The following is a 20,718-nucleotide window of genomic DNA, read 5'->3' as shown; positions in this document are numbered from 1 at the left end:
AGATAGTTGATATGAATATCTTCGATTGGTTCAAAAAGAAACCGGAAGCCGCACCTAGACCGTTATTTTATGATATCGTATGCCCGTTTTGTTTTAACAAATTTTCACCGGAAGATGTAGAGTTCCGTGCTTCGCATCACCGTGAAGATGATGAAGATTATGGACTCGGTGAAGATGCGAAGTTAAACAAGTACCGCTCTCGCTTCGGACTTGATACTGTGCATGATATGGAAGCTGTATTGCTTCCGACGGATGTCCCTGAAGAGCAACGTATTTATTCGGATCATGTATTGGTTGGGCTAAATGATCGTTATGGTGAAGTTACACGTCGTCGTCTGTGTCCTCATTGTCATAATGAATTACCTGTTACTTCAGGCAAAGTACCGAGTAATATTATTTCTATCGTTGGAGCTTCGCAGGTAGGAAAATCGGTCTATATGACAGCGCTGATCCATACCTTGCAAAATACAACAGCAGAGAACTTTGATGCCGCTTGTATGCCATTGACGACAGAGATTAGCCGCAAGTTCCGTATCAATTATGAAGAACCTTTATTTGAACGTGGCGATCTACTCGGTTCCACGCAAAAAGAACGAATGCAAGAACCTTTTATTTTCCAATTCGTATTCAAAGATGAATCTAAGCCACCTTTAACACTGGTGTTTTTTGATGTGGCTGGTGAAGGTATGGTCGATCAAGATTATCTAGGTTTACACGGTCAGCATATTAAAAATTCTGCGGGTATTTTATTTATGGTTGATCCGCTACAGATTCGCTCGATCCGTGACCGTATTCGGATTAAGCTGGGTGATGATAAAGGCGAATGGGTGTCCCGTTATGATGAACCTCGTGATGTGGTCTTAACCTTATTTAGCGACTTTATTGCTCATCAAGAAGATAGCAAAACCGATATCCCAACAGCTGTGGTACTCACGAAAAGCGATATGCTAGAGTCGTTACGTGGAGATGAAGGCGAGTATATCAAATCCAATAGTAACGTATTCCATAATGTTATTCATCGTGATTATTTTGATTTGAACGAATTTGAAAATATAGATGGTGAAATCCGCCGCTTTATCGAACGTGTTGATCGTCCATTTAAAGGAACGATGGATGTGTATTTCAAAGATACTGCTTATTTTGCAGTCTCTGCATTAGGAAGTAATCCGATTGATCAGAAGCTACAAAGTGTAGTTAGCCCTATTCGTGTGGATGAGCCATTTATCTGGCTATTGTACAAACTGAATTATATCGAGGGGAGAGGGAAAGCTTGACTTTATTCTCGAATGCTCTGATCGATCAACAGATGTATACACGCGAGAAAAGTGGTATTTTCCGCTCCACTGAAGGTTATGATACGATCGCCAAATCTTCTGGGTTGGATAACTCTTTTATTAAAAAGTATATTCATCCATTATGTGTATACGATGCGCCAGCAGAATTGTTAGCTAAAGGTGAAAAAGAAGATGCATTATTCCCGTCTGCCCTACAACTGGTACGACTGGAAACAGGCGATATGGTACTGGGAAATAGTCATTATGTAAATGCCGATTTTACAGGATTAAGAAGTACATTCTTTTCGCATAATTACATTATTCCAGCAGTACGTGCTGAAGAATGGGTGCATCAATATCATACATGGTTACAAGCCGATTTTCAGGAGCAATACAATGTCGATCAAGGACAAGACTTGCCACAATTACAAGATATCCCTTCGACTTCTGCTGCATTCAATCGGATAGCATTGCTAGAGCAATTGGGAATAGATGGTGTTGCTTTTCGTCAATTGATCGGAGCAGTCATGTCTGCGATTCACAAGCGTCGTAAAGTGTATATTTCGCTCAATGTACCAATCAGTGAATTATCGATCTATGCGAAGCAATTAACAGCGGTGATTACCGAAGCACTTCCATATGCTTTCCGTCGTCGACTAGGGTTTACTACGTATGCCAAAGAGCCGGAAAGTCGTAAAGGGATGCAACTGATGTTTGTCGAAAGTGGATCGATTCGTGCAGGTGATCGCAATATTGAACGCGATTATCATTTTGATTGGAGTACAGGTCGTATTCATCCTGCTCAACCGGAAAAAGCAGGTCAAGTGTATACCGAATGGGTCTGGGAACATTTAGCACAACCGGATCAGTTGCGTGCATTGCAAGAATTTGCGGATAGCGGACAAGCTGGACGGGATGCTTCTACGGAAGAATTGCCTGATCCTGCTCAATATGATGAGTGGACCACGCTATTTCGTGTCGAAGCGGGAGACGAGCAATTGTACAGCGAACACCCTGCTTCCATCTTGCAGTCTTTGCTCAAACATCTACGTCCAGCAGGTGCATTAGATTCAGCGATACGTGTAAATGATTTATTTTTATCTCGTTTTGATCGTGAATTTGATGAAATGCGAACAGGCGCTGTACCTGATATTGCGATTGCCGAATGTTTTGCCGAATATTACGGTATTGATGAAGTACATACCGGACGCAAAATCGTAGAGTATTTTATCTGGGCGACTCGTAATGCTGTAGCAGCAGGACAGACCGCAGCAAGTCAGGCTTTGTATATGATGATGGAGAAACACCCTGCTTTGAATGAGGCTTTTATCCATATGGCAGGGAGTCAGCCGACACTGGCTGTGATGTTATTGAACCCTTTAATAGAGCGCAAATTCCATCAAGCACAAACGGTTGAAGAAGTGATTCATCTGGCTGTCGAATGGGGCACAACCTATCCACAGTTATTAGAGATGGACGATTATTGTAATCGTGCAGGTCAGTCCTTTATGGAAGCATTACGTCATAGTGCAGACTTGATGATTGCGACAGGAACAGTATTTACATTATTAGACGAAGTAGATACAGGTTCGTTAAACGGACAAACGATTCAACCGGAGGCTTGGATACAATCAGGTCTAGGTGATGATATGCGAGCTTCTGCTGAACGATTGTTATTGAATGACTTGGAATGGTCTTCGTTGACACGTGAAAAGTTATTAACCGCAGACTTCTTATCGCTTCCTTTACCAAGTGATGAATATCCTGAACGTGCGGAACGTCGTTTGAATGCGAAAAAGTTAGCTTTGCAACTGCTATATATCTGGTTTACTGAAAAAGAATTATCCGCAGAGTTAATGAATTTACTACATCAATTGCAACCGAATGAAAAAGATCAGGTTCAACAGTTAGGTCGGTTGTGGTTAGCTGAAGATATTCGAAAAGGTCAATTTGGTCGATTGGCAGCGGCGTTTAGCTATAGTGCTGAACCCAATGATTTGGATTATTCTGCAATGGTCGAAGCTGTTCGTCAGCATGCCTCTAGTCCTGAACAAATTTATCCATTTTTCCATTGGTCTGAAGGAAGAGTAGAATTTATGCGACCAGATCCTCATCATTCGCAACCATCTACGTCTGATAACAGATTGACCAAAGATAGAGCGAAGACAACAGACACGAACAAAAAAACGTCCAGTCGTCAGTCAAAGTATCCCCAATTTGTACCTGCGTATGAGACAGCTATTTTGGCTTATTTTCGTCGACATGATCCAGAAGCATTCCGTAAAGGAACACTTGCTGCTCAAGCCAAAGCTGATTTTGCAAATGAAGGACCTGCTTTACGGTCAGTATATGTTAAAGCGAGAGATGAACTAGCGACACCACTTTCCAAATGGTTTAAACGTAATCGAAAACGTATGCCCTTATTAGCGCTGCTAGCAGTGGTATTACTAGTAGCGATCGGTGGACTATCGCTTTATGGACTGAAAGTGTTTGGTGTGATTACAGTTGATCAGACGACACCTGTGGTAGAACCAACCCCAGAAGTAGTAGAACCACCAACAGAAACGGTTCAACTGCCTAAAGTAGTAGTTACCTTACAGACTCCAAATGCTTCTACAAGTATAACGTCAACAACAAGTACAGATAGCAATGCGACAGGATTAGCTTTCCATTTTGCTGATCGTGCGACTTGCGAAGCTTTTGCGCCTACCAAAGCTACTTTAATGATGGGAAATGGGCAAAAAGTAGACTATACTCAGTTAAATGCGAAGTCGATCTGTAAAGCACCAACAAGTAGTGGTAGTGATACCTCGTCAGAACCATCGACTAACGATTCTACAGCAACGAGTGATGACGATACAGCAAGTACAGTTGATGGTAATGATAGCTCTACTGTAACGATGGTATCTACAACGACTAATAATACAAATAATGATGCAAAAACATCTGAATCCACATCAGGTTCAGATACAACCGATCCAACGGACAGTACAGATACTGATGCAACAACAGAAACAGGAACAACAGATTCTTCGATATCAAGTACCACACCAACAGAAGAAGCCGAACCTGTATCTCAAGCACAACTATCTGAAAGTAATCCCTATACCGTAACGATCGATTTGCCTGCCAAAACAGATAGCCATAATATCAACAAAATCAAAATTGATAGTACCGAGTATGTTATCACATCTATCATGGATGATTCCGCAACAACAGAGACACCTTAATAGGTAGTACAATAAGCACGACTCGATAGACCATTTGATATGTAAAAGCTCGCTTTTCTGTTTCTAAGAAAGCGAGCTTTTACTATATACAGTACGATACAATCATTGAAATAAAGAGTACCTTTATGTTGTAGATCAAAGGAGGTGTAGCTATGACGATTCATTCTAATGGTTATCGGGATATTCATCATTGTGATGTATTGATTGTAGGAGCAGGACCTACAGGGCTGACGCTTGCGATTGAACTGGCGAGACGCGGCATCTCATATCGTATTATCGACAAATGTGCTCATCCTTCGATCTATTCCAAAGCGCTAGGTGTGATGGCACGGACATTAGAATTATTACATCAAGCAGAGGTAGCAGATACATTAATCGCTCAAGGACATCAAGTCACCGGAATGCAAGCATCAAGCTATACCAAAGTACTCGCACAGGTCGAGTTCCCTTCATTGATCCAGAGCCCTTATCCTTATGTGCTGATGGTTCCACAAAATATCACCGAACAGGTACTTATTGATCGCTTAACAGCACTAGGTGGCACTGTAGAACGGCAAACTGAATTAATATCATTACATCAGGGAGATCAAGAACATTCTCAGGTACATGCTATCGTGCAACATATGGCAGGTGACGCTCAGTTAGAAGAAGAGATATCTGCACGCTGGATAGTAGGTTGTGATGGCGCTCATAGTACGGTTCGTCATCTGAGCGGGATTCCATTTGAAGGCGAAGCGTTAGCTCAATCGTTTGCTTTGGCAGATGTACAGATCGATTGGAAGCAAGATCATAACAAACTGCATGTGTATCTTAATAAAGGCTATCTGACTGCCTTTTTCCCGATGTTAAATCATCGACATCGAGTCATTATCGGGATGCCACCTGAATATGTGATTTCTTCTTCCAAAGATCAATCGATATCATTAGCCGATATTCAAGCAGTACTGGATATTTGTCTGCCGATCAAAGTAAATATGTCTAATCCGATCTGGTTGGCAAAATTCGCTGTTCATCAGCGTAAAGTGAAAAACTATCGCACAGGATCTATTTTTCTAGCAGGGGATGCCGCTCATATTCATTCACCGATTGGTGGACAAGGGATGAATACCGGGATACAAGATGCTTTTAATCTAGGGTGGAAATTAGCGCTAGTGTGTCAGGGGTATGCTGCGGAGAGTCTATTGGATAGTTATCATGCTGAACGTGAACCGATTGGACAGCAGTTGTTACGAGGTACATCATTATTCACCAAGCTAGCGACTACACGTCATTCTGTACCGATCGCTATTCGCAATACAGTCGCTCCGTTACTCTCTTCACGTAAAGTAATTCAAAAACGCTTATTCCGCTTACTTTCAGAAACAGGTATAGCATATGACCGTAGTCCAATCGTACAACAAGGCAAAGGCTGGCATCGCCCGATGCTTCATGCAGGAGAACGAGTACCTGATGGAGGATACGGACAATCGCCTCGACATACGCTACTTTTATTTGCAGGAGAACATCCTGTGATTCCAAGTCCTAAGCCACCAACACTCGAAGATGATATCGACGAACCGGATCACCGTTCTTTACTGACTCAAGTGGCTGTGAAATGGAAAGATATTATTGACGTGCATATTTGGTTACCAGATCATCCGTTAATGACTTCTTTACCGTTACCTTCTCATATTCATGTGGACGCAGACCATGATCTTCATCAGCGCTATGGCATGGGCAAAGGGGGATATGTACTGATTCGCCCGGATGGATATATCAGTTATATCGGAGGTCTGAGTGATGAAATGGATCTGATCGGTTGGGTACATCGCTCTTTTCAGATTCCAGCCAGATTATAAATTTGTAAGCAATTGTAGAAAAACTGTAGAAAATAAAAAGAAATAAACGAAAATATGTTCGTAACCTATACCATTCTCCCATCGGGTTCATGTATAATGGGATATTATGTTTACCAAACGGATTATCAATATTATTGAAGGAAAGGCAAGGAGTCTATTATGCATTCACCATCGCCAATATCCTATACAGATAGAACCTATACGGCATTATTAAGCTTCGAAGAAGATCGAGGCTTTTTCCTGCATATTTCGCGTGCAGATGGAGTCGTGGAAGAGGAACAAGCTGAGGAAGTACAGCAGATGGTTATGGGTAAAACACTTCGTAATGCTGATCATAGATGGCAACATTCTTCTTACGGGCATAGTGAATGTCTGCTCAAGCCAGAAGAAGCGCATAAATTATACACTCGATTAGCACGATTAGTTCCGGGCACATTAGAGTTGTTTGACGGTACCCCTATTGATGCTAGTTATGATGGAAGTGCAGAAGCCGTCTTATCAGGAGGAAGCGAGCCTACCACAACGATAGCGATCTCGACTTCAGCTGAATCCAGTTATGCTGTCGATGATCTTGATCATTATTTAGAGGATACGGTGGATGAAGAAATCATTTATGGTATTGATCCTGCTTATGCACAAGATCAGAATTTTCAAGTGGCTGACGACTATATTCCTTATGCGGCTCCCGAAGAATTTACCGATGGGGTACATGTAGAAGCCAAATGGGTGTTAGAAGGTAGACGAGATGCCAAAAATGGTGTCGGACAAGTGACAGCAGTGCCGATGATTGAGATTAGTGGGATTCGTTATCCTGCGGTAGAATTGTCTCGTCGTCTTGGTGCATCTGGAACCTATGTGGGTCTTCATGAGCATGGACAGATTGAAGCCGATGTTCTACGAGAATTAGGGCTAGGGCCGATGGGGAGAATGGCTGACGGAACATCGCTTGATAAAAATAGTAAATTAACATCGCAAGAGATTATTCAGCGTGGTTCTGAACGACTGAGCGGACCGTGGGAACAATTGTTGATTCCAGATTTGGTATTGCCGACAGAGCGTGATCTAGAACAGCATTTTGAGTTTTTGACACACTGGGGAATTTCAGGCGGCATCTTAGGTGGCATGATGAGACACAGCGAGTCTTTACAGCATTTTCTGGAAGAATATATTCGTAAATTTCCAGCATGTAAGATTGCCATTATTGGGAAAAAGCCTCTATTGACTGGATTGCAAAAATTGTGGCAACCCACACTTGGTTCGTACTGGCAAGAAGCGTCTGAACTATCGAGCAAGACGAGTACTGCCAAAAACAAATCGACATTACCACTTATAGCTGTGCCTGCAAGTCTTTTGACTGGAAGAGCCGCCATTTTACCAGGTGGCGTCGATATTGCTATTTATTTAGAACCTGATGAATTAACAGATAGTGTGACAAGCAAAGTCTATAAAGCGATGAATAAGTTAACCACTCGCTTACGTTTAGCGATCTATGCAGAAGGTCAACAGTTAGATGAACCTCATATGCGAACGGCTCAGACCAGTCTGCTCAAATTATTTCATTCGGTTGTGCGTGAATATGCGATTGTTGATCCTGACCATCCTTTGACTGAATTACCACCTGCTTTTCCAATGATGGTGAAGCGTGCACTTCAATCTGGATTGCCACAAGTGAGTGAACGTAAAGGTGGATTTGCTGAATTTGAGTGGGGAACCGAAGAACGTGGATTGCGTATCCCTGAGCGTCCAGCTGATATTTCTATAGATACTACAGACACCACATTAGACGAAGATTGGAAAAAAGATCATATTATCTATGACCATCAAGGCTGGCTACAGTCTTTTCAATATAAAAAAGAAGATACTCCTTCTGTAAACCTCTCACCAGAGTCGATCTCAGAGCGACCTTCACGTGATCGTGATCCGGATGAGATCAGTGGTTATGAAATGGAGCTTCAACAACCAGCTACGTATAAAGTAGTGAATTCCAAGCAGCAGGCATCTTATATTCCTGTAGATTGTGCATCGATGTCTTCATGGAAAATTCCACCTATCGATGATGCTGAACATCAAGTGGTACATTCACAAGATGCTGTAGAGAACCCTGTAGCAGAAATAAATCTTGAGCTTCCCGATCATCGTATTCAACACGATCACGAAGAAGCTGCTACGATGAATACAGATCTAGCACCGGTATATGTTTCTTATGCTGAATCGTCCAATTCTACCTTAGTAGAAACCGATGAAGAACTACGTTCCAAGTCAGCGATTCAGACCGCAGAACACATTTTTGCGAAGCGTGCTCATGAAATGATTGAACATCGGGAAGAAGAAGCTGAATTTGTACCCTTTATGAGCTACTGGCCGACTTACGAAAGTATGACCTGGCGACAGAAAAAGTGGTATTTCTACTGGCGACAAGAAGTGCGTGAAGGTCGATATCCTGCAACCAATTTGTCTTATATTTTCTTAATGTGTTATGAGATTATTAATGGAGCAGGCTGGCAACAACCGTTAGAAGGACATCAATATTTAATGAATTTATGGCGTCAATATCGTAAAAAATTTATTAAATTAGATCGATATATTCCACAGTGGGTATTGGACTTTGGGCAAGTACATGGACTGAATGAATCGTTAAGCGAATTGATGATTGCAGCGCCAGACCATTTACCAACCGAACTGGATGATCTGGAATGGGAGCGTATCTGGTCATCACAGCCTGTACAGATTCCATTTGAACTATTACATCGTTTACTGGATTACGATATTGAACGTAGTCGCTTTTATGTTGAAAAGGGTAGCGAATGGATTCAAGAATATGTGCCCAAAGTATTAGCGGCTGTCGATGCTTTTCTGGAAAAACAGCAGGGCGCACGTCTAATTCAAATTTTCCGTCCAACCGTCTATCGGGAAACAGAGCGCTATCTGTTCCGCAGTGCTGTCTATGACTCAACCATCTATGGTCGAACAGCTACTGTCAGACGATTACCTTTGTGCGAACATAAGCCTTTACGAGATTTTCTAACCAGTATCGTCAAATTAACTGAAAATGAACTACGTCGTCATCTCGAATTTAGTGGTCGACTGCGTATTAATCCACCAATTGAGCCTGAAATTGCTCGCTTGATTGAACGGTATATCAAGCGTATATTTACAGTGCAAGAAGAAGTGCCTGCACCAAGACAAGTGCAGATCGATACATCCGTATTAGAGCAATTACAAGCCGATTCGGATGTGGTTCGCCAAATGCTGACTTTACGGGAAGAAGAAAAAATCAGTAGTGAAGAAGAATGGACAACATGGATCGCTGAACATGCTGTAGCTGTTGATGCTCCTGCGCTCGAAGCGAAAGAACAACTAGAGCAAACTCAACAATCTGCACCAGAACCAACTATGCAACAAGCAGAGCAAGTACAGGGAACCGAGCAATTACAGTCAACAGCACAAGTGGAAAACGAAGAACAACTTCCAGTGGCTTCACCGTCCTTGTCTAATATACAACCAACCGATTTATCGACAATCACTATTCTGTCTCCTTTACCTGCTGAATGGGATGAAGCGTGGCAAGATTGGATCGATGGTCTACAACCGCATCATATTCAATTTTTGGCGGGATTATTGGATGAAGTTAGCGATTCTGTTTTACGTGATATTGCTAGTAAAGGTGGCACGATGCCAGCACTGCTAGTTGATGAAATTAATGATCTGGCGATGGATACAATCGGTGACCTTTTACTTGAAGAAGGTACGATTATGGAAGAATATAGAACAGTGCTTGATGCAATCATCATGAGGTGAAAAGAAAATGAATGAAGTGAAAATACCCAAACGTATCACCACCGCATTAGTGAATTCTTTTGCGGCAGGGGTTGTTCCCCGTATCGGTCTGGAACATGTAGCGGTTGGTCGTAAATATGAAGTGGAATCGATTCTACGTGAGCTGGATAATGTCGCTGATGGCGGAGCGGCTTTCAAATTAATTACAGGTCGTTATGGTAGCGGTAAAAGCTTTTTACTGCAAATGATCCGCAATTATGCAATGGATCGCGGTTTTGTGGTAGCCGATGCCGATCTATCTCCGGAACGTCGTCTTACAGGATCGAAAGGTCAAGGACTTGGAACATACCGTGAACTGATGACCAATCTATCGACACGTACCCGTCCAGATGGCGGAGCTCTTGAGTCGATGTTACAGAAATGGATATCCACACTACAACAACAAGTAATGGAAGAAAATAATGTATCTGCCGATGATCCTTCGATCGGGATTGAAGTGCAACGTCGTATCCATTCGGTAACATCAGAAATGGAAGGCTGGGTACACGGATTTGATTTTGCCAAAGTGTTGTCGGCGTACTGGCAAGGGATTCGCTTAGGGGAAGATACACTCAAGCAATCGGCACTACGCTGGTTACGTGGCGAATATCCAACCCGTACCGAAGCCAGACGTGAACTGAATGTAGGCGTCATTATTGATGATGATGGCTGGTACGATTATATGAAATTATGGGCAGAATTTGCCGCTCGTATCGGTTATCAGGGGTTGCTATTATTTGTCGATGAAGGCGTGAATTTATACAAAATTTCCAATAGCGTCTCCCGTCAAAGTAATTATGAAAAGCTACTCACGATCTTCAATGATACGATGCAGGGTAAAGCAGGGCATCTGGGTGTATTTGTCGGTGGAACACCTCAATTTGTAGAAGATCCTCGTCGTGGATTATATAGCTATGAAGCGCTGCGTTCCCGTTTATCTGAAAGTCGGTTCGGTAGCAGTGGAACCAAAAATTTTGCAGGTCCTGTGATTCGTTTGGAAATGTTATCTCATGAAGAAATATTGTTAATGCTACAAAAGCTACGTGATATTCATAGTCAGCATCACAAATACCAATCGACATTAGAGCAACATCAACTGGTCGCTTTTATGCAAATTGCGGTTTCCCGGATGGGTGCAGAAGAATTGCTGACACCTCGTGAAGTAGTGCGTGATTTTGTAGATTTGCTGAATACTCTTCATTTCAATGAAGAATTATCATTCGATGAATTGTTAGGGCAGTTAGCGACAGCACCAACAAATTCACATGGTGGAGGATATGGTGCAGATCCTGATGTAGTGCCTAATCCATCATCGAATCAACGTGCAACATCAAGCGGGACAGCTCCTCAACCGTCTGCGCCTAAAGATGAAGTGGATGATTTTTTAGCGGAGTTTGATTTATGAGTAGAAATCATCCCTTTTACCGACTGGCTCCGTTTATACAAGAATACATGTATCGCAGTGGATGGAAAGAAATGCGTGAAGCACAGGTGGAAGCTTGTCGCGTCCTTCTGGACACACCTCATCATCTGCTTATCGCTTCAGGGACAGCTTCTGGTAAAACAGAGGCTGCTTTTTTTCCAGCATTAACGGCTTTACATGAGCATCCGTCCAAATCGGTAGGCATTTTATATATAGGGCCGCTCAAAGCTTTAATTAATGATCAATTTGAACGGCTCAAAGGCGTATTGCGAGATTCAGATATTCCGGTCTGGCACTGGCATGGAGATGTCCCTCAGTCACAGAAAACCAAGCTGATGAAAAATCCTTCAGGTATTTTACAGATTACACCGGAGTCACTGGAAGGATTGTTGATGAATCGTCCCAATTCGATTCCGGCATTATTCGGTGATCTACGGTATATCGTTGTTGATGAAGTCCATGCTTTTATGGGAGCCGATCGTGGCATTCAGGTATTATCTCAATTATCCCGTATTGAGCGTATGGGTGGTTGTCGTCCGCAACGGATCGGATTATCTGCCACACTCAGTGATTATGAAAGTGCGACGCAGTGGTTAGCCGCAGGCACAGGGCAACCGGTTGAGATCGTATCGCCTGAAGGCAATCGCAAATTGCGCCTCAGTATCGAACACTTTTCATTTCCCAATGCTCGTAATGAAGAACAAGCGCAACAATTAGAATATGCTCAACAGGCGTATCATAACTTTATCTACGATCAGACTCATCATAAAAAAGCACTGATCTTCACTAATAGTCGCTCAGATGCTGAATACATTACGCTTGAAATGAGAGCTGTCGCGGCTAATCGTCATGAATCTGATATTTTTCATGTGCATCATGGCAGTATCTCGGCATTGTTACGAGAAGAAGCCGAAGCCGCTTTACGTGAAGGATATGGGCCTGCTGTTGCCGCCGCTACGTTAACACTTGAACTCGGGATCGATCTAGGAGAACTTGAACGTGTGATCCAGTTAGGAGCGCCTTATTCATGCTCCAGCTTTGTACAGCGCTTAGGACGTTCAGGACGGCGTGAAGGTTCGGTCTCAGAAATGATCTTCGTCTGTCCAGAAGAAGAAGATGAAGAAGCGCAATTACCTGCACGTATGCCGTGGATTATGTTGCGTGCGATTGCAGTCATCGAATTGTATGTGAAGCAGAAATGGGTCGAGCCTTTCAGTGCACGTAAATTACCGATAGGGATTCTGTATCACCAGACGATGAGTATTCTCAAAAGTATGGGCGAAGCTGAACCTGCTGAATTAGCACGTGCTATTTTGACGTTACCGCCTTTTAGACATTTTAGTGCAGAGCAATATCAGTCTTTTCTACAATATTTACTGCAACTGGATCATCTTCAATATACCGAAGAAGGAACATTGATTATCGGTCTAGCAGGTGAAAAGATCGTAAACAATTTCCGTTTCTATGCGGTATTCAAAGACGATGAAGAACATGCTGTCTACAATGGATCTGAAGAAATTGGTTCGATTACTACTGTTCCGCCACCGGGGTACTGTTTTTCGTTAGCAGGTAAGCTCTGGAAAGTGGAAGAGATTGATAGTCGTCACCGTGCTGTCTATGTGAAGTCATCCAAAGGGAAAGTCGATACGCTCTGGCTTGGTGCTGGTGGGGATATGGATACGATGATTATGCAGAAGATTCGTGAGATTCTGGCATCGAACGATCATTATCCATATCTAGCTCCACAAGCTAAAGCACGATTAGAGCGAGCCCGTCGATTAGCGAGAGAAACCGATTTGCTCAAAAAAATCGTGTTACCTGCTGGAGGTGATTCCTGCTTTATTTTGCCATGGATTGGAAGCAAACCTTTCCGTACACTGGAGCGTTTGCTCAAAAACAATCTATCTGAGCGTCTAGGGCTGCGATCAGTGACACCGTTAGAACCGTATTACTTCGTGGTATCTGGTCAAGCTGATGCCGCCGAGATTGCTGCTGAGATTATTGCAGAGTGTGAACGGATTGAGAATCCAGAGCAATTACTAGCAGAAGAAGAAGCTCCGTATTTAGGCAAATACGATGAATTTATTCAACCGATGCTTGTTCGGCAAGCCTTTGCTACAGATGGATTAGATATAGAAGGTCTTAAAAGTGGATTACATTCCCAGAAACCTCAAATTAATTTGTGATCTGCAACCGATAAAGAAGCTAGAGCGTAATGATGCTCTGGCTTTTTCGGTTACGTAAACAGGTTGTTGATTGCAGTCTATGCAAAAGTTGACAAGGATTAGCATCTTAAAATATAATTAACTTATTAAAAGTAAGTAATAAAAATTACTATTTGAACTATTATAAATAAAGCTACTGAAAAGCAAGGTAAGGAGAACAATCTGATGGAAAAGGTTGCAGATGTATGTATAGTTGGAGCAGGGCCTGGCGGTGCATTGTTAGGTTATTTACTGGCTGCACAAGGAGTATCTGTTATTTTGTTAGAACGTCATGGTCATATTGATAAAGAGTTCCGTGGTGAACATTTGAATACACAGGGTGAGCAGATTCTGAAGCAATACGGGCTTTATGAAAAAGTTCGTGAAGCAGGGCTATTGCTGATGGAACGTGTAGAATATTTTCAGCATGGTCAAATCATCAAAACGATTCAACCTGCACCTGGAGAACAACATACCGGTATTCATGTACCGCAAAAGCATCTGCTACAGGTTCTATTAGATCAATCTTTGCCGTATTCTAATTATGAATTGATGATGAATACCACGGTGATTGACCTGATACGAGATCCACAGTATGGGTCTGTTAACGGTGTTAAAGTAAGACATGAAGGGCAAGAATTAACCATCCGTAGCCAGATTGTAGTAGGTACAGATGGTCGATATTCTTCGGTACGTAAGCTGGCGGGGATTCATGCGGATATTGTAAAGCATGGATTTGATCTATTATGGGCACGTATTCCTGCGCCTGCACAGTGGCCTGCAACGGTACGAATGGCTCTGGCACAAGATGCGCAGTTATCGGTTTTCAGTCAAGAAGGCGGGTATCTCCAAATCGGTTGGAATATTCCGCAAGATACGTATCCTCAATTACGCAAGACTCCTTTTGAATCTTTTGTGCGCTCACTGACTGAAGCCTTTCCTGAATTAACACCTATTGTCGATCAGCATATCCGTTCATGGGAAGATTTCGTATTGCTCAAAGTGCAGAGCTGTGTCTGTGATACATGGGTGCAAGATGGATTAGTCATTATGGGAGATGCGGCACATACATTTAGCCCCACCGGAGCTATTGGTGTAAATAGCGCAATGAAGGATGCTCATGTATTGGCTCCGATTCTCATTGATGCGCTGTCTACTCATCAGTTTAGCGCAAGCCGATTAAAAGAATTTGAACATGCCCGTCGTCCTGAGACTGCGGCTGAACTGGATAGCCAACTGGTCAAAGAAGCTGCTTTTCGCGCACAATTTGCATCTTTCCAACATGAAGGCATATAATCCATATCACTTCATATAACGTATCTACAATCATATACAGGATAGAACATGAACATATGGACTCTGGAGGTAATAATAATGATTAATCCTAAAATTACAGCGGCTTTGCAAGATCATATTCAAATCGTACCGAGTGCAGATAAATCAATCTACTTAGTAGGACCGATTCGTTTACCTGTCAATTTGGACAATGAGACTGTTGTATTCCAGTGGTATTGCTGGTTGCGATGCGATAGTATGCCGGGGAATTTGTGCGGTGAAGGTGATTATGATCAAGCGGCTATTATTGAAATGTTATCTTCATCTAATTTAGCAGAAGCGCAACAATCGAGTGTACTTGTATATGGTGATTTCAAACAATCTCCAGATGCTTTAATTCGGATGCATAGTATTTGTCATACAGGTGATATCTTTGGAAGTAAGCGTTGTGACTGTGGATTCCAATTGAAGCAGTCGATGAAAATGATTGCAGCTCACGGATCAGGTGCGTTATTTTATCTGGCAAATCATGAAGGACGTGGTATTGGTCTATTCAGCAAAGCGATGGCTTATGTCTTGCAAGAACAAGGAATGGATACGGTAGAAGCGAATCTAGAACTTGGATTTGAAGATGATATGCGTAATTATGATGACGCGATAAATGTGTTGAATCATCTACGTACATTGCCGGTAACATTGATTACAAATAATCCGCGCAAATTAGAAGCGTTACAACGTTCAGGAGCCGAAGTGAAAGAACGTGTACCATTATGGGGCGATATCTCTGAATTTAATGAAAAATATTTAAAAACAAAAGTAGCTCGTTCAGGGCATTTTGATATATAATTAAAGGTTGACGGTATCATTCACTTTAGAATATAAAGTACGTGTAAATCTGATATGGTAGAATTAGGAATCGTTTGGTAAAATTCTTAGAAAGTACTCTATTTACATGTTGTACTGTTTGATGAAGACTAGGCTTGTAGAAGATTGTATAGAAAAGAATAGTTTTCATGATAATGCTTGATAAGATACTGCGGTAGGAGGTGAGTTTCTTGGAACATCTAAAAGAGATTGAGGAATCGATAGAACTAGAGCGCCGGGAACTTAATGAAATGGTGCAGTTTTATGACCTTCACGATCGCCGCGTATTGGACCAGTCTAGAAGAGTAGATTCCATACTTAATCAATACAACCATCTCAAACAAGCTTTACTAGGCAATCGTAGTTCAATTGTAGGTTGATCGCTTATAACGAAAAATAATTCAAATAGCGAATAGCGCTTGAGTTATTATTATGCTTCCGGCACATGTCGGGAGCTTTTTTGTATCAAAAAAAAGCTTGAATGCACTCTGTTATAGCAGTACATTCAAGCTTTTATTTTGGATTTAGAAATCGAAGTTGTCTGGATCTGGACCGGTACGCTCATTTTTGTTGAGTGCACTGATACGATCAATTTCTTCAACCGTTAATTTGAAATCAAAGATTTCAGCGTTAGAAGCGATACGTTTTTCTTTAACCGAACGCGTGATCACGACGACACCTTTATCGAGTACCCAGCGTAAGATCACTTGAGCAGGCTCTTTACCATATTTATCAGCGATCTCTTTGATCACTTCGTTGTCGAATAATTTACCACGAGCTAATGGAGACCATGCTTCCAATTGAATTCCTTTTTCTTCACTGTACGCAAGCAATTCGGTTTGCGTTAATAGCGGATGGAATTCCACTTGGTTGACCGCAGGAACCACTTCAGCATCAGCTAACAAATCATCTAAATGATGTGTTTGGAAATTACTTACGCCGATCGCACGAATACGTCCGTCTTTGTATAGTTTTTCCATAGCACGCCATGTGTCTTTATATTTACCAGCAACAGGCCAGTGAATCAGATAGAGATCCAATACGTCTAGATCTAATTTCTTCATCGTTTCTTCAAAAGCAGCAAGAGTCGATTCATACCCTTGATCTTTATTCCATACTTTTGATGTAATGAATAGTTCATCACGAGCAATCCCTGATTCTTTGATTGCTTTGCCGACACTTTCTTCATTACCATAAGCAGCAGCTGTATCTATTGCACGATAACCGCTTTTAAGTGCAGCTTTTACCGAATCAATCGCTTCGTTACCATCTTCAACTTGCCATACACCCAGACCAAACCAGGGCATATTTACACCATTGTTCAACTTCTTAACTGAAATTAAATCAGTAGTCATTATTTAGCTCCTCCTTTAAATCTGATCTCTTATAAAACATACCCGATTTTAAGGGTATTCACACATACTTGATTGAATTAGCCAGCAGAAGCTGTTTTTTCTTCAGGATGAATAAAGCCTTTACCGCCTGCCATCATTCCGGTATAAAGAATCACGAAAGTAGCGATTACCAGTATACTGAGCGGTAATTTCCAGTTGCCTGTGACATCATGCAGTATCCCGAAAAGGGTAGGACCACATGCCGCAAGCAAGTAACCAATGGATTGCGACATTCCAGATAGATCAGCCGCTTGATTAGCAGTATGTGTACGCAGACTGAAAAACATCATGGAAAGACTGAATGAAGAAGCGCCTGCAATCCCTAATAAAATTAGACAAGTGGCTGTCCACCATAAGTAGCCATCTACAAAGATAATGCCCAGCAGTGAAATTAGGTACAACATTACGGTGAATAATACCAGTGGACGCTGTGTTTTGAGCTTCGCTGCTAGAATAGGAATAATAAAGTTAAATGGCAACATCGAAAATTGCATTAAAGATAACATGTAACCGGATTGAATATTAGTCAGTCCTTGTTCTTGCAAAATATCAGGCAACCATGCGATCGATACATAGAAAATCATAGATTGCATACCCATAAAAATTGTGATTTTCCAAGCCAAAGGAGAACGCCATACACTGCGAGTGGCTTTGACACTGTGTTTCATTAATTTGGCAGGTTGATTGTAACGTTGTTGCGGAATCCATAAGATCAGTGCGACCATCGCAAGCACCGTCCAGATCAAAATCGAACCTTTCCAACCAAGTCCCGTATTAGCTAAAGGTAGACTTACTGCTGAAGCGGTAGCGGCGAATACATTCATACAGATCGAATAAATACTGGTCATAATCCCAACACGAAAAGGAAATTCGCGCTTGATCATACCCGGCAAAATCACATTGACGATTGCAATCGCCAAACCTGTTAAAAATGTACCGATTAACAGCATAGGCAGTCCGCCAAAAGGACGTAACCATCCACCGATGGTTAAGACCATCAGCGAGATAATAATAATACGTTCCATGCCGTACTTTCCAGCTAGCTTAGCGACAAAAGGAGAAAGAATCGCAAAAGCAACCAAAGGAATAGTGGTCAAAAATCCAGCCATCGTATTAGAAACTGGGAAATCGTGACGGATCAAATCCAGTAACGGACTGATCGCCGTAATAGGGCTACGCATATTAATAGCGGTAAACAAAATACAAATCAATACAAAAAGCGGATTCCTCAGGGATAATCCTGATTCCGCATCGTTCAAAGAAGTACGGTTCATTTCTTAGTCCTTTCTATAACACTTGATCGTTCAAGCGTTGATACCCTAATAAGTAACACATGGATAGATCATCCTTGGTCTTCAGGCGATGGAGAGTGATCCAATGACTGAAGTCGATCCGTAAAATAAGTAATATAGTCATCTACAATCAACATCGCTTGTTCACTTTGTTGTTCACGAATCGCTTGAATCAAATTACGATGTCCTGTGCAATACGAATCACTCAGTTCAGTTGTACTGGTAATCGACATTTGAATCTGTTCAAACAGGTGAGCATAGAGATCAATCAGCAATTGATTGTAAGAAGCGGCTGTGATGGCTTGATGTAGCTTAAAGTCGGCTTCTACAAATTCAGCGATCTGCCCTGCATCGATATGTTGCTGGCACAAATCAGCATAATGATCCATCTGTTGTAGATCCTCATCGGTGCGTCTAAGGCAAGCGAGTGCAACGGCTTCGCGATCGAGTGCATGCCGCACTTCAAGAACTTCAACAACGGTGGAATTTTGTACCCGCTTTTGCAAAACAGAATGCAGTTCACTGTTAGCGATCACGAATGTTCCGTCCCCTTGTCTGGTCGATAACAGACCGACATGAACAAGTGCACGAACAGCTTCACGTAATGTATTACGACTGACACCGAACTGTTCCATTAATTCAGCTTCTTTGGGAATACGCATACCAATTGCCCAGCTGTTATTTTTGATTCGTTGTTCAATCTGTGAATAGACTTGATCTACCAACGATTGTTTTTCTAATTTATTAAAAATAATATTCACTCCTAAAGGTAGGATGATTGGTCTATTGGACATTTTATCGAACTATACCCAAATTGTAAAGTGAAAAAGACAATTTTGAAGTGATTTCCATGTTAGATTACATTATGCTTAGACGAATCTATATTGCTATCAGACCTTTTGCTCTGAACAATAGATAAGGTATAGATAGAAAGCGATTTAGAGTAAAAGGGGTACTTTATTTATGATCATAAAAGATATGTTTATTAATTTTTGTATCATCTCTACTTTTTTATTTTTTGGGAATATCGTTTTTCGTAATTGGCGTAGCAACCCGCGTATTAGTCCATTTGTTTTAAGCTGCTTAACAGGGGCTTTTTTGGGTTTATTTGGTATTATTCAGATGCACTTTACATTCAAATTAGATAACGGAACATTACTGGATCTGCGCCAAATTCCTATTATTGTAGCAACAGTGCTCGGTGGAGGCATCTCAGGGACGATTACCACCCTTATTATTTCAATTGCACGCTTATGGCTGTCTGCTCCAATCAGTATCGTTTCTTTTTTAGGGATAGCTAACGCCTGCATGACACTTCTAATCACCTATCTTGTTTTTCGAACCCGGCAATCGTTTAGTCGTAAATGGGTAATAACTTCATTGATTTCGACATTGAACTCATTATTCTTTTTCCTAATCTGGTCAGGGTTTACCAAAGAAACGACACTGATTCTGTTTATCCTTATTTTATTTTCATCATTTATTTTTACATATTTATTAATTGAGCGGTTAAGACGGTATAACCAACTGTATGATGCTATGAGTCAAGAAGTACAATTGGATTTTCTCACAGGGTTATACAACTATCGTGGATTTGAAATGAAGTACAATCAGTTAAGTCAGGAAAAGCATATCCCGTTTGCATTGTTTCTGTTAGATATTGATCATTTTAAAATGATTAATGATCAGTACGGTCATTCTGCTGGAGATGCTGTACTGGTTCAATTCGCAGAGGTGTTACGTCGTAGTGTGCGTGTCTGTGATCATTGTTCTCGTAAAGGAGGAGAAGAGTTCTCTCTGATCTTAGAACATGTAGAACAGCAAGCGGAGGCGATAGAATGGGCAGAGAACATTCGCAAAAATATAGAGAAACATACCTTTGTGATTCCTGATGGACGACAAGTGTCGCTTACCGTATCTATTGGTATTGGGTTTTATCCACTGCACCCGTGTGACGAATTATTAGATAAAACAGATGATGCATTGTATCAAGCGAAAAAAGCAGGCAGAAACCAGTTTTGTATCGCCCTCTAAAATAATAAATAAGGACTATTGAATAAAATCGTTAGACTGACGATGTATATAGATATACTTATTATTTTCGTAGT

The 20,718-nt window shown here is 41.6% G+C and carries 13 protein-coding genes; 10 read left to right on the top strand and 3 right to left on the bottom strand.

The annotated features are described in order from the left end of the window. Positions 1-11: 11 nt before the first annotated feature. From PTI45_RS21470 to PTI45_RS21430, 9 genes are all read left to right on the top strand, one after another. Entirely contained in the window at positions 12-1,274 is a 1,263-nt protein-coding gene (locus tag PTI45_RS21470) for a TRAFAC clade GTPase domain-containing protein (protein WP_069329621.1), read from the top strand. Further along, the gene (locus PTI45_RS21465; RefSeq protein WP_069329620.1) at positions 1,271-4,504 is read left to right on the top strand and encodes a GAP1-N2 domain-containing protein; all 3,234 of its coding nucleotides are present in this window, start codon (positions 1,271-1,273) and stop codon (positions 4,502-4,504) included. The genes PTI45_RS21470 and PTI45_RS21465 overlap by 4 nt, the downstream gene beginning before the upstream one ends. Positions 4,505-4,656: 152 nt before the next feature. After that, a complete protein-coding gene (locus PTI45_RS21460; RefSeq protein WP_069329619.1) occupies positions 4,657-6,342 on the top strand; it encodes an FAD-dependent monooxygenase in 1,686 nt (561 codons plus the stop codon). Positions 6,343-6,501: 159 nt separating this feature from the next. Next, positions 6,502-10,140, top strand: a complete 3,639-nt coding sequence (locus PTI45_RS21455; protein WP_069329618.1) for a TerB N-terminal domain-containing protein — start codon at positions 6,502-6,504, stop codon at positions 10,138-10,140. A 7-nt stretch (positions 10,141-10,147) separates the two neighbouring features. Next, positions 10,148-11,563 carry an ATP-binding protein gene (locus PTI45_RS21450; RefSeq protein WP_069329617.1) on the top strand — a complete coding sequence of 472 codons (1,416 nt, stop codon included), beginning with the start codon at positions 10,148-10,150 and terminating at the stop codon, positions 11,561-11,563. Beyond that, a complete protein-coding gene (locus tag PTI45_RS21445) occupies positions 11,560-13,767 on the top strand; it encodes a DEAD/DEAH box helicase (protein ID WP_069329616.1) in 2,208 nt (735 codons plus the stop codon). The genes PTI45_RS21450 and PTI45_RS21445 overlap by 4 nt, the downstream gene beginning before the upstream one ends. A 204-nt stretch (positions 13,768-13,971) precedes the next feature. Next, the gene (locus tag PTI45_RS21440; protein ID WP_069329615.1) at positions 13,972-15,081 is read left to right on the top strand and encodes an FAD-dependent monooxygenase; all 1,110 of its coding nucleotides are present in this window, start codon (positions 13,972-13,974) and stop codon (positions 15,079-15,081) included. Between the two features lie 78 nt (positions 15,082-15,159). Beyond that, complete coding sequence (locus tag PTI45_RS21435) at positions 15,160-15,906, top strand: GTP cyclohydrolase II (protein ID WP_069329614.1); 747 nt, start codon at positions 15,160-15,162, stop codon at positions 15,904-15,906. Positions 15,907-16,115: 209 nt separating this feature from the next. Beyond that, positions 16,116-16,304 (top strand): aspartyl-phosphate phosphatase Spo0E family protein, encoded by a 189-nt coding sequence (locus tag PTI45_RS21430; RefSeq protein WP_069329613.1) that lies wholly within the window; start codon positions 16,116-16,118, stop codon positions 16,302-16,304. Between the two features lie 144 nt (positions 16,305-16,448). On the opposite strand, the gene PTI45_RS21425 is transcribed toward PTI45_RS21430, so the two are convergent. The 3 genes from PTI45_RS21425 to PTI45_RS21415 all read right to left on the bottom strand — a co-directional run bounded on the left by PTI45_RS21425 (position 16,449) and on the right by PTI45_RS21415 (position 19,362). Then, entirely contained in the window at positions 16,449-17,279 is an 831-nt protein-coding gene (locus tag PTI45_RS21425) for an aldo/keto reductase (protein WP_069329612.1), read from the bottom strand. Between the two features lie 77 nt (positions 17,280-17,356). Beyond that, on the bottom strand, positions 17,357-18,592 hold the full coding sequence (locus PTI45_RS21420) for a CynX/NimT family MFS transporter (protein WP_069329611.1): 1,236 nt from the start codon (positions 18,590-18,592) through the stop codon (positions 17,357-17,359). A gap of 68 nt (positions 18,593-18,660) precedes the next feature. Next, the gene (locus PTI45_RS21415; RefSeq protein ID WP_139129312.1) at positions 18,661-19,362 is read right to left on the bottom strand and encodes a FadR/GntR family transcriptional regulator; all 702 of its coding nucleotides are present in this window, start codon (positions 19,360-19,362) and stop codon (positions 18,661-18,663) included. A 211-nt stretch (positions 19,363-19,573) separates the two neighbouring features. Between PTI45_RS21415 and PTI45_RS21410 the strand changes: the two genes are divergently transcribed. After that, positions 19,574-20,644: a GGDEF domain-containing protein gene (locus PTI45_RS21410; protein ID WP_069329609.1), complete on the top strand. Its 1,071-nt coding sequence runs from the start codon at positions 19,574-19,576 to the stop codon at positions 20,642-20,644. The last annotated feature ends 74 nt before the right edge of the window (positions 20,645-20,718 follow it).

The sequence above is a fragment of the Paenibacillus nuruki genome, from assembly GCF_001721045.1.
Taxonomy (GTDB): Bacteria; Bacillota; Bacilli; order Paenibacillales; family Paenibacillaceae; genus Saccharibacillus; species Saccharibacillus nuruki.
This window is presented reverse-complemented; position numbering and strand designations above follow the sequence as displayed.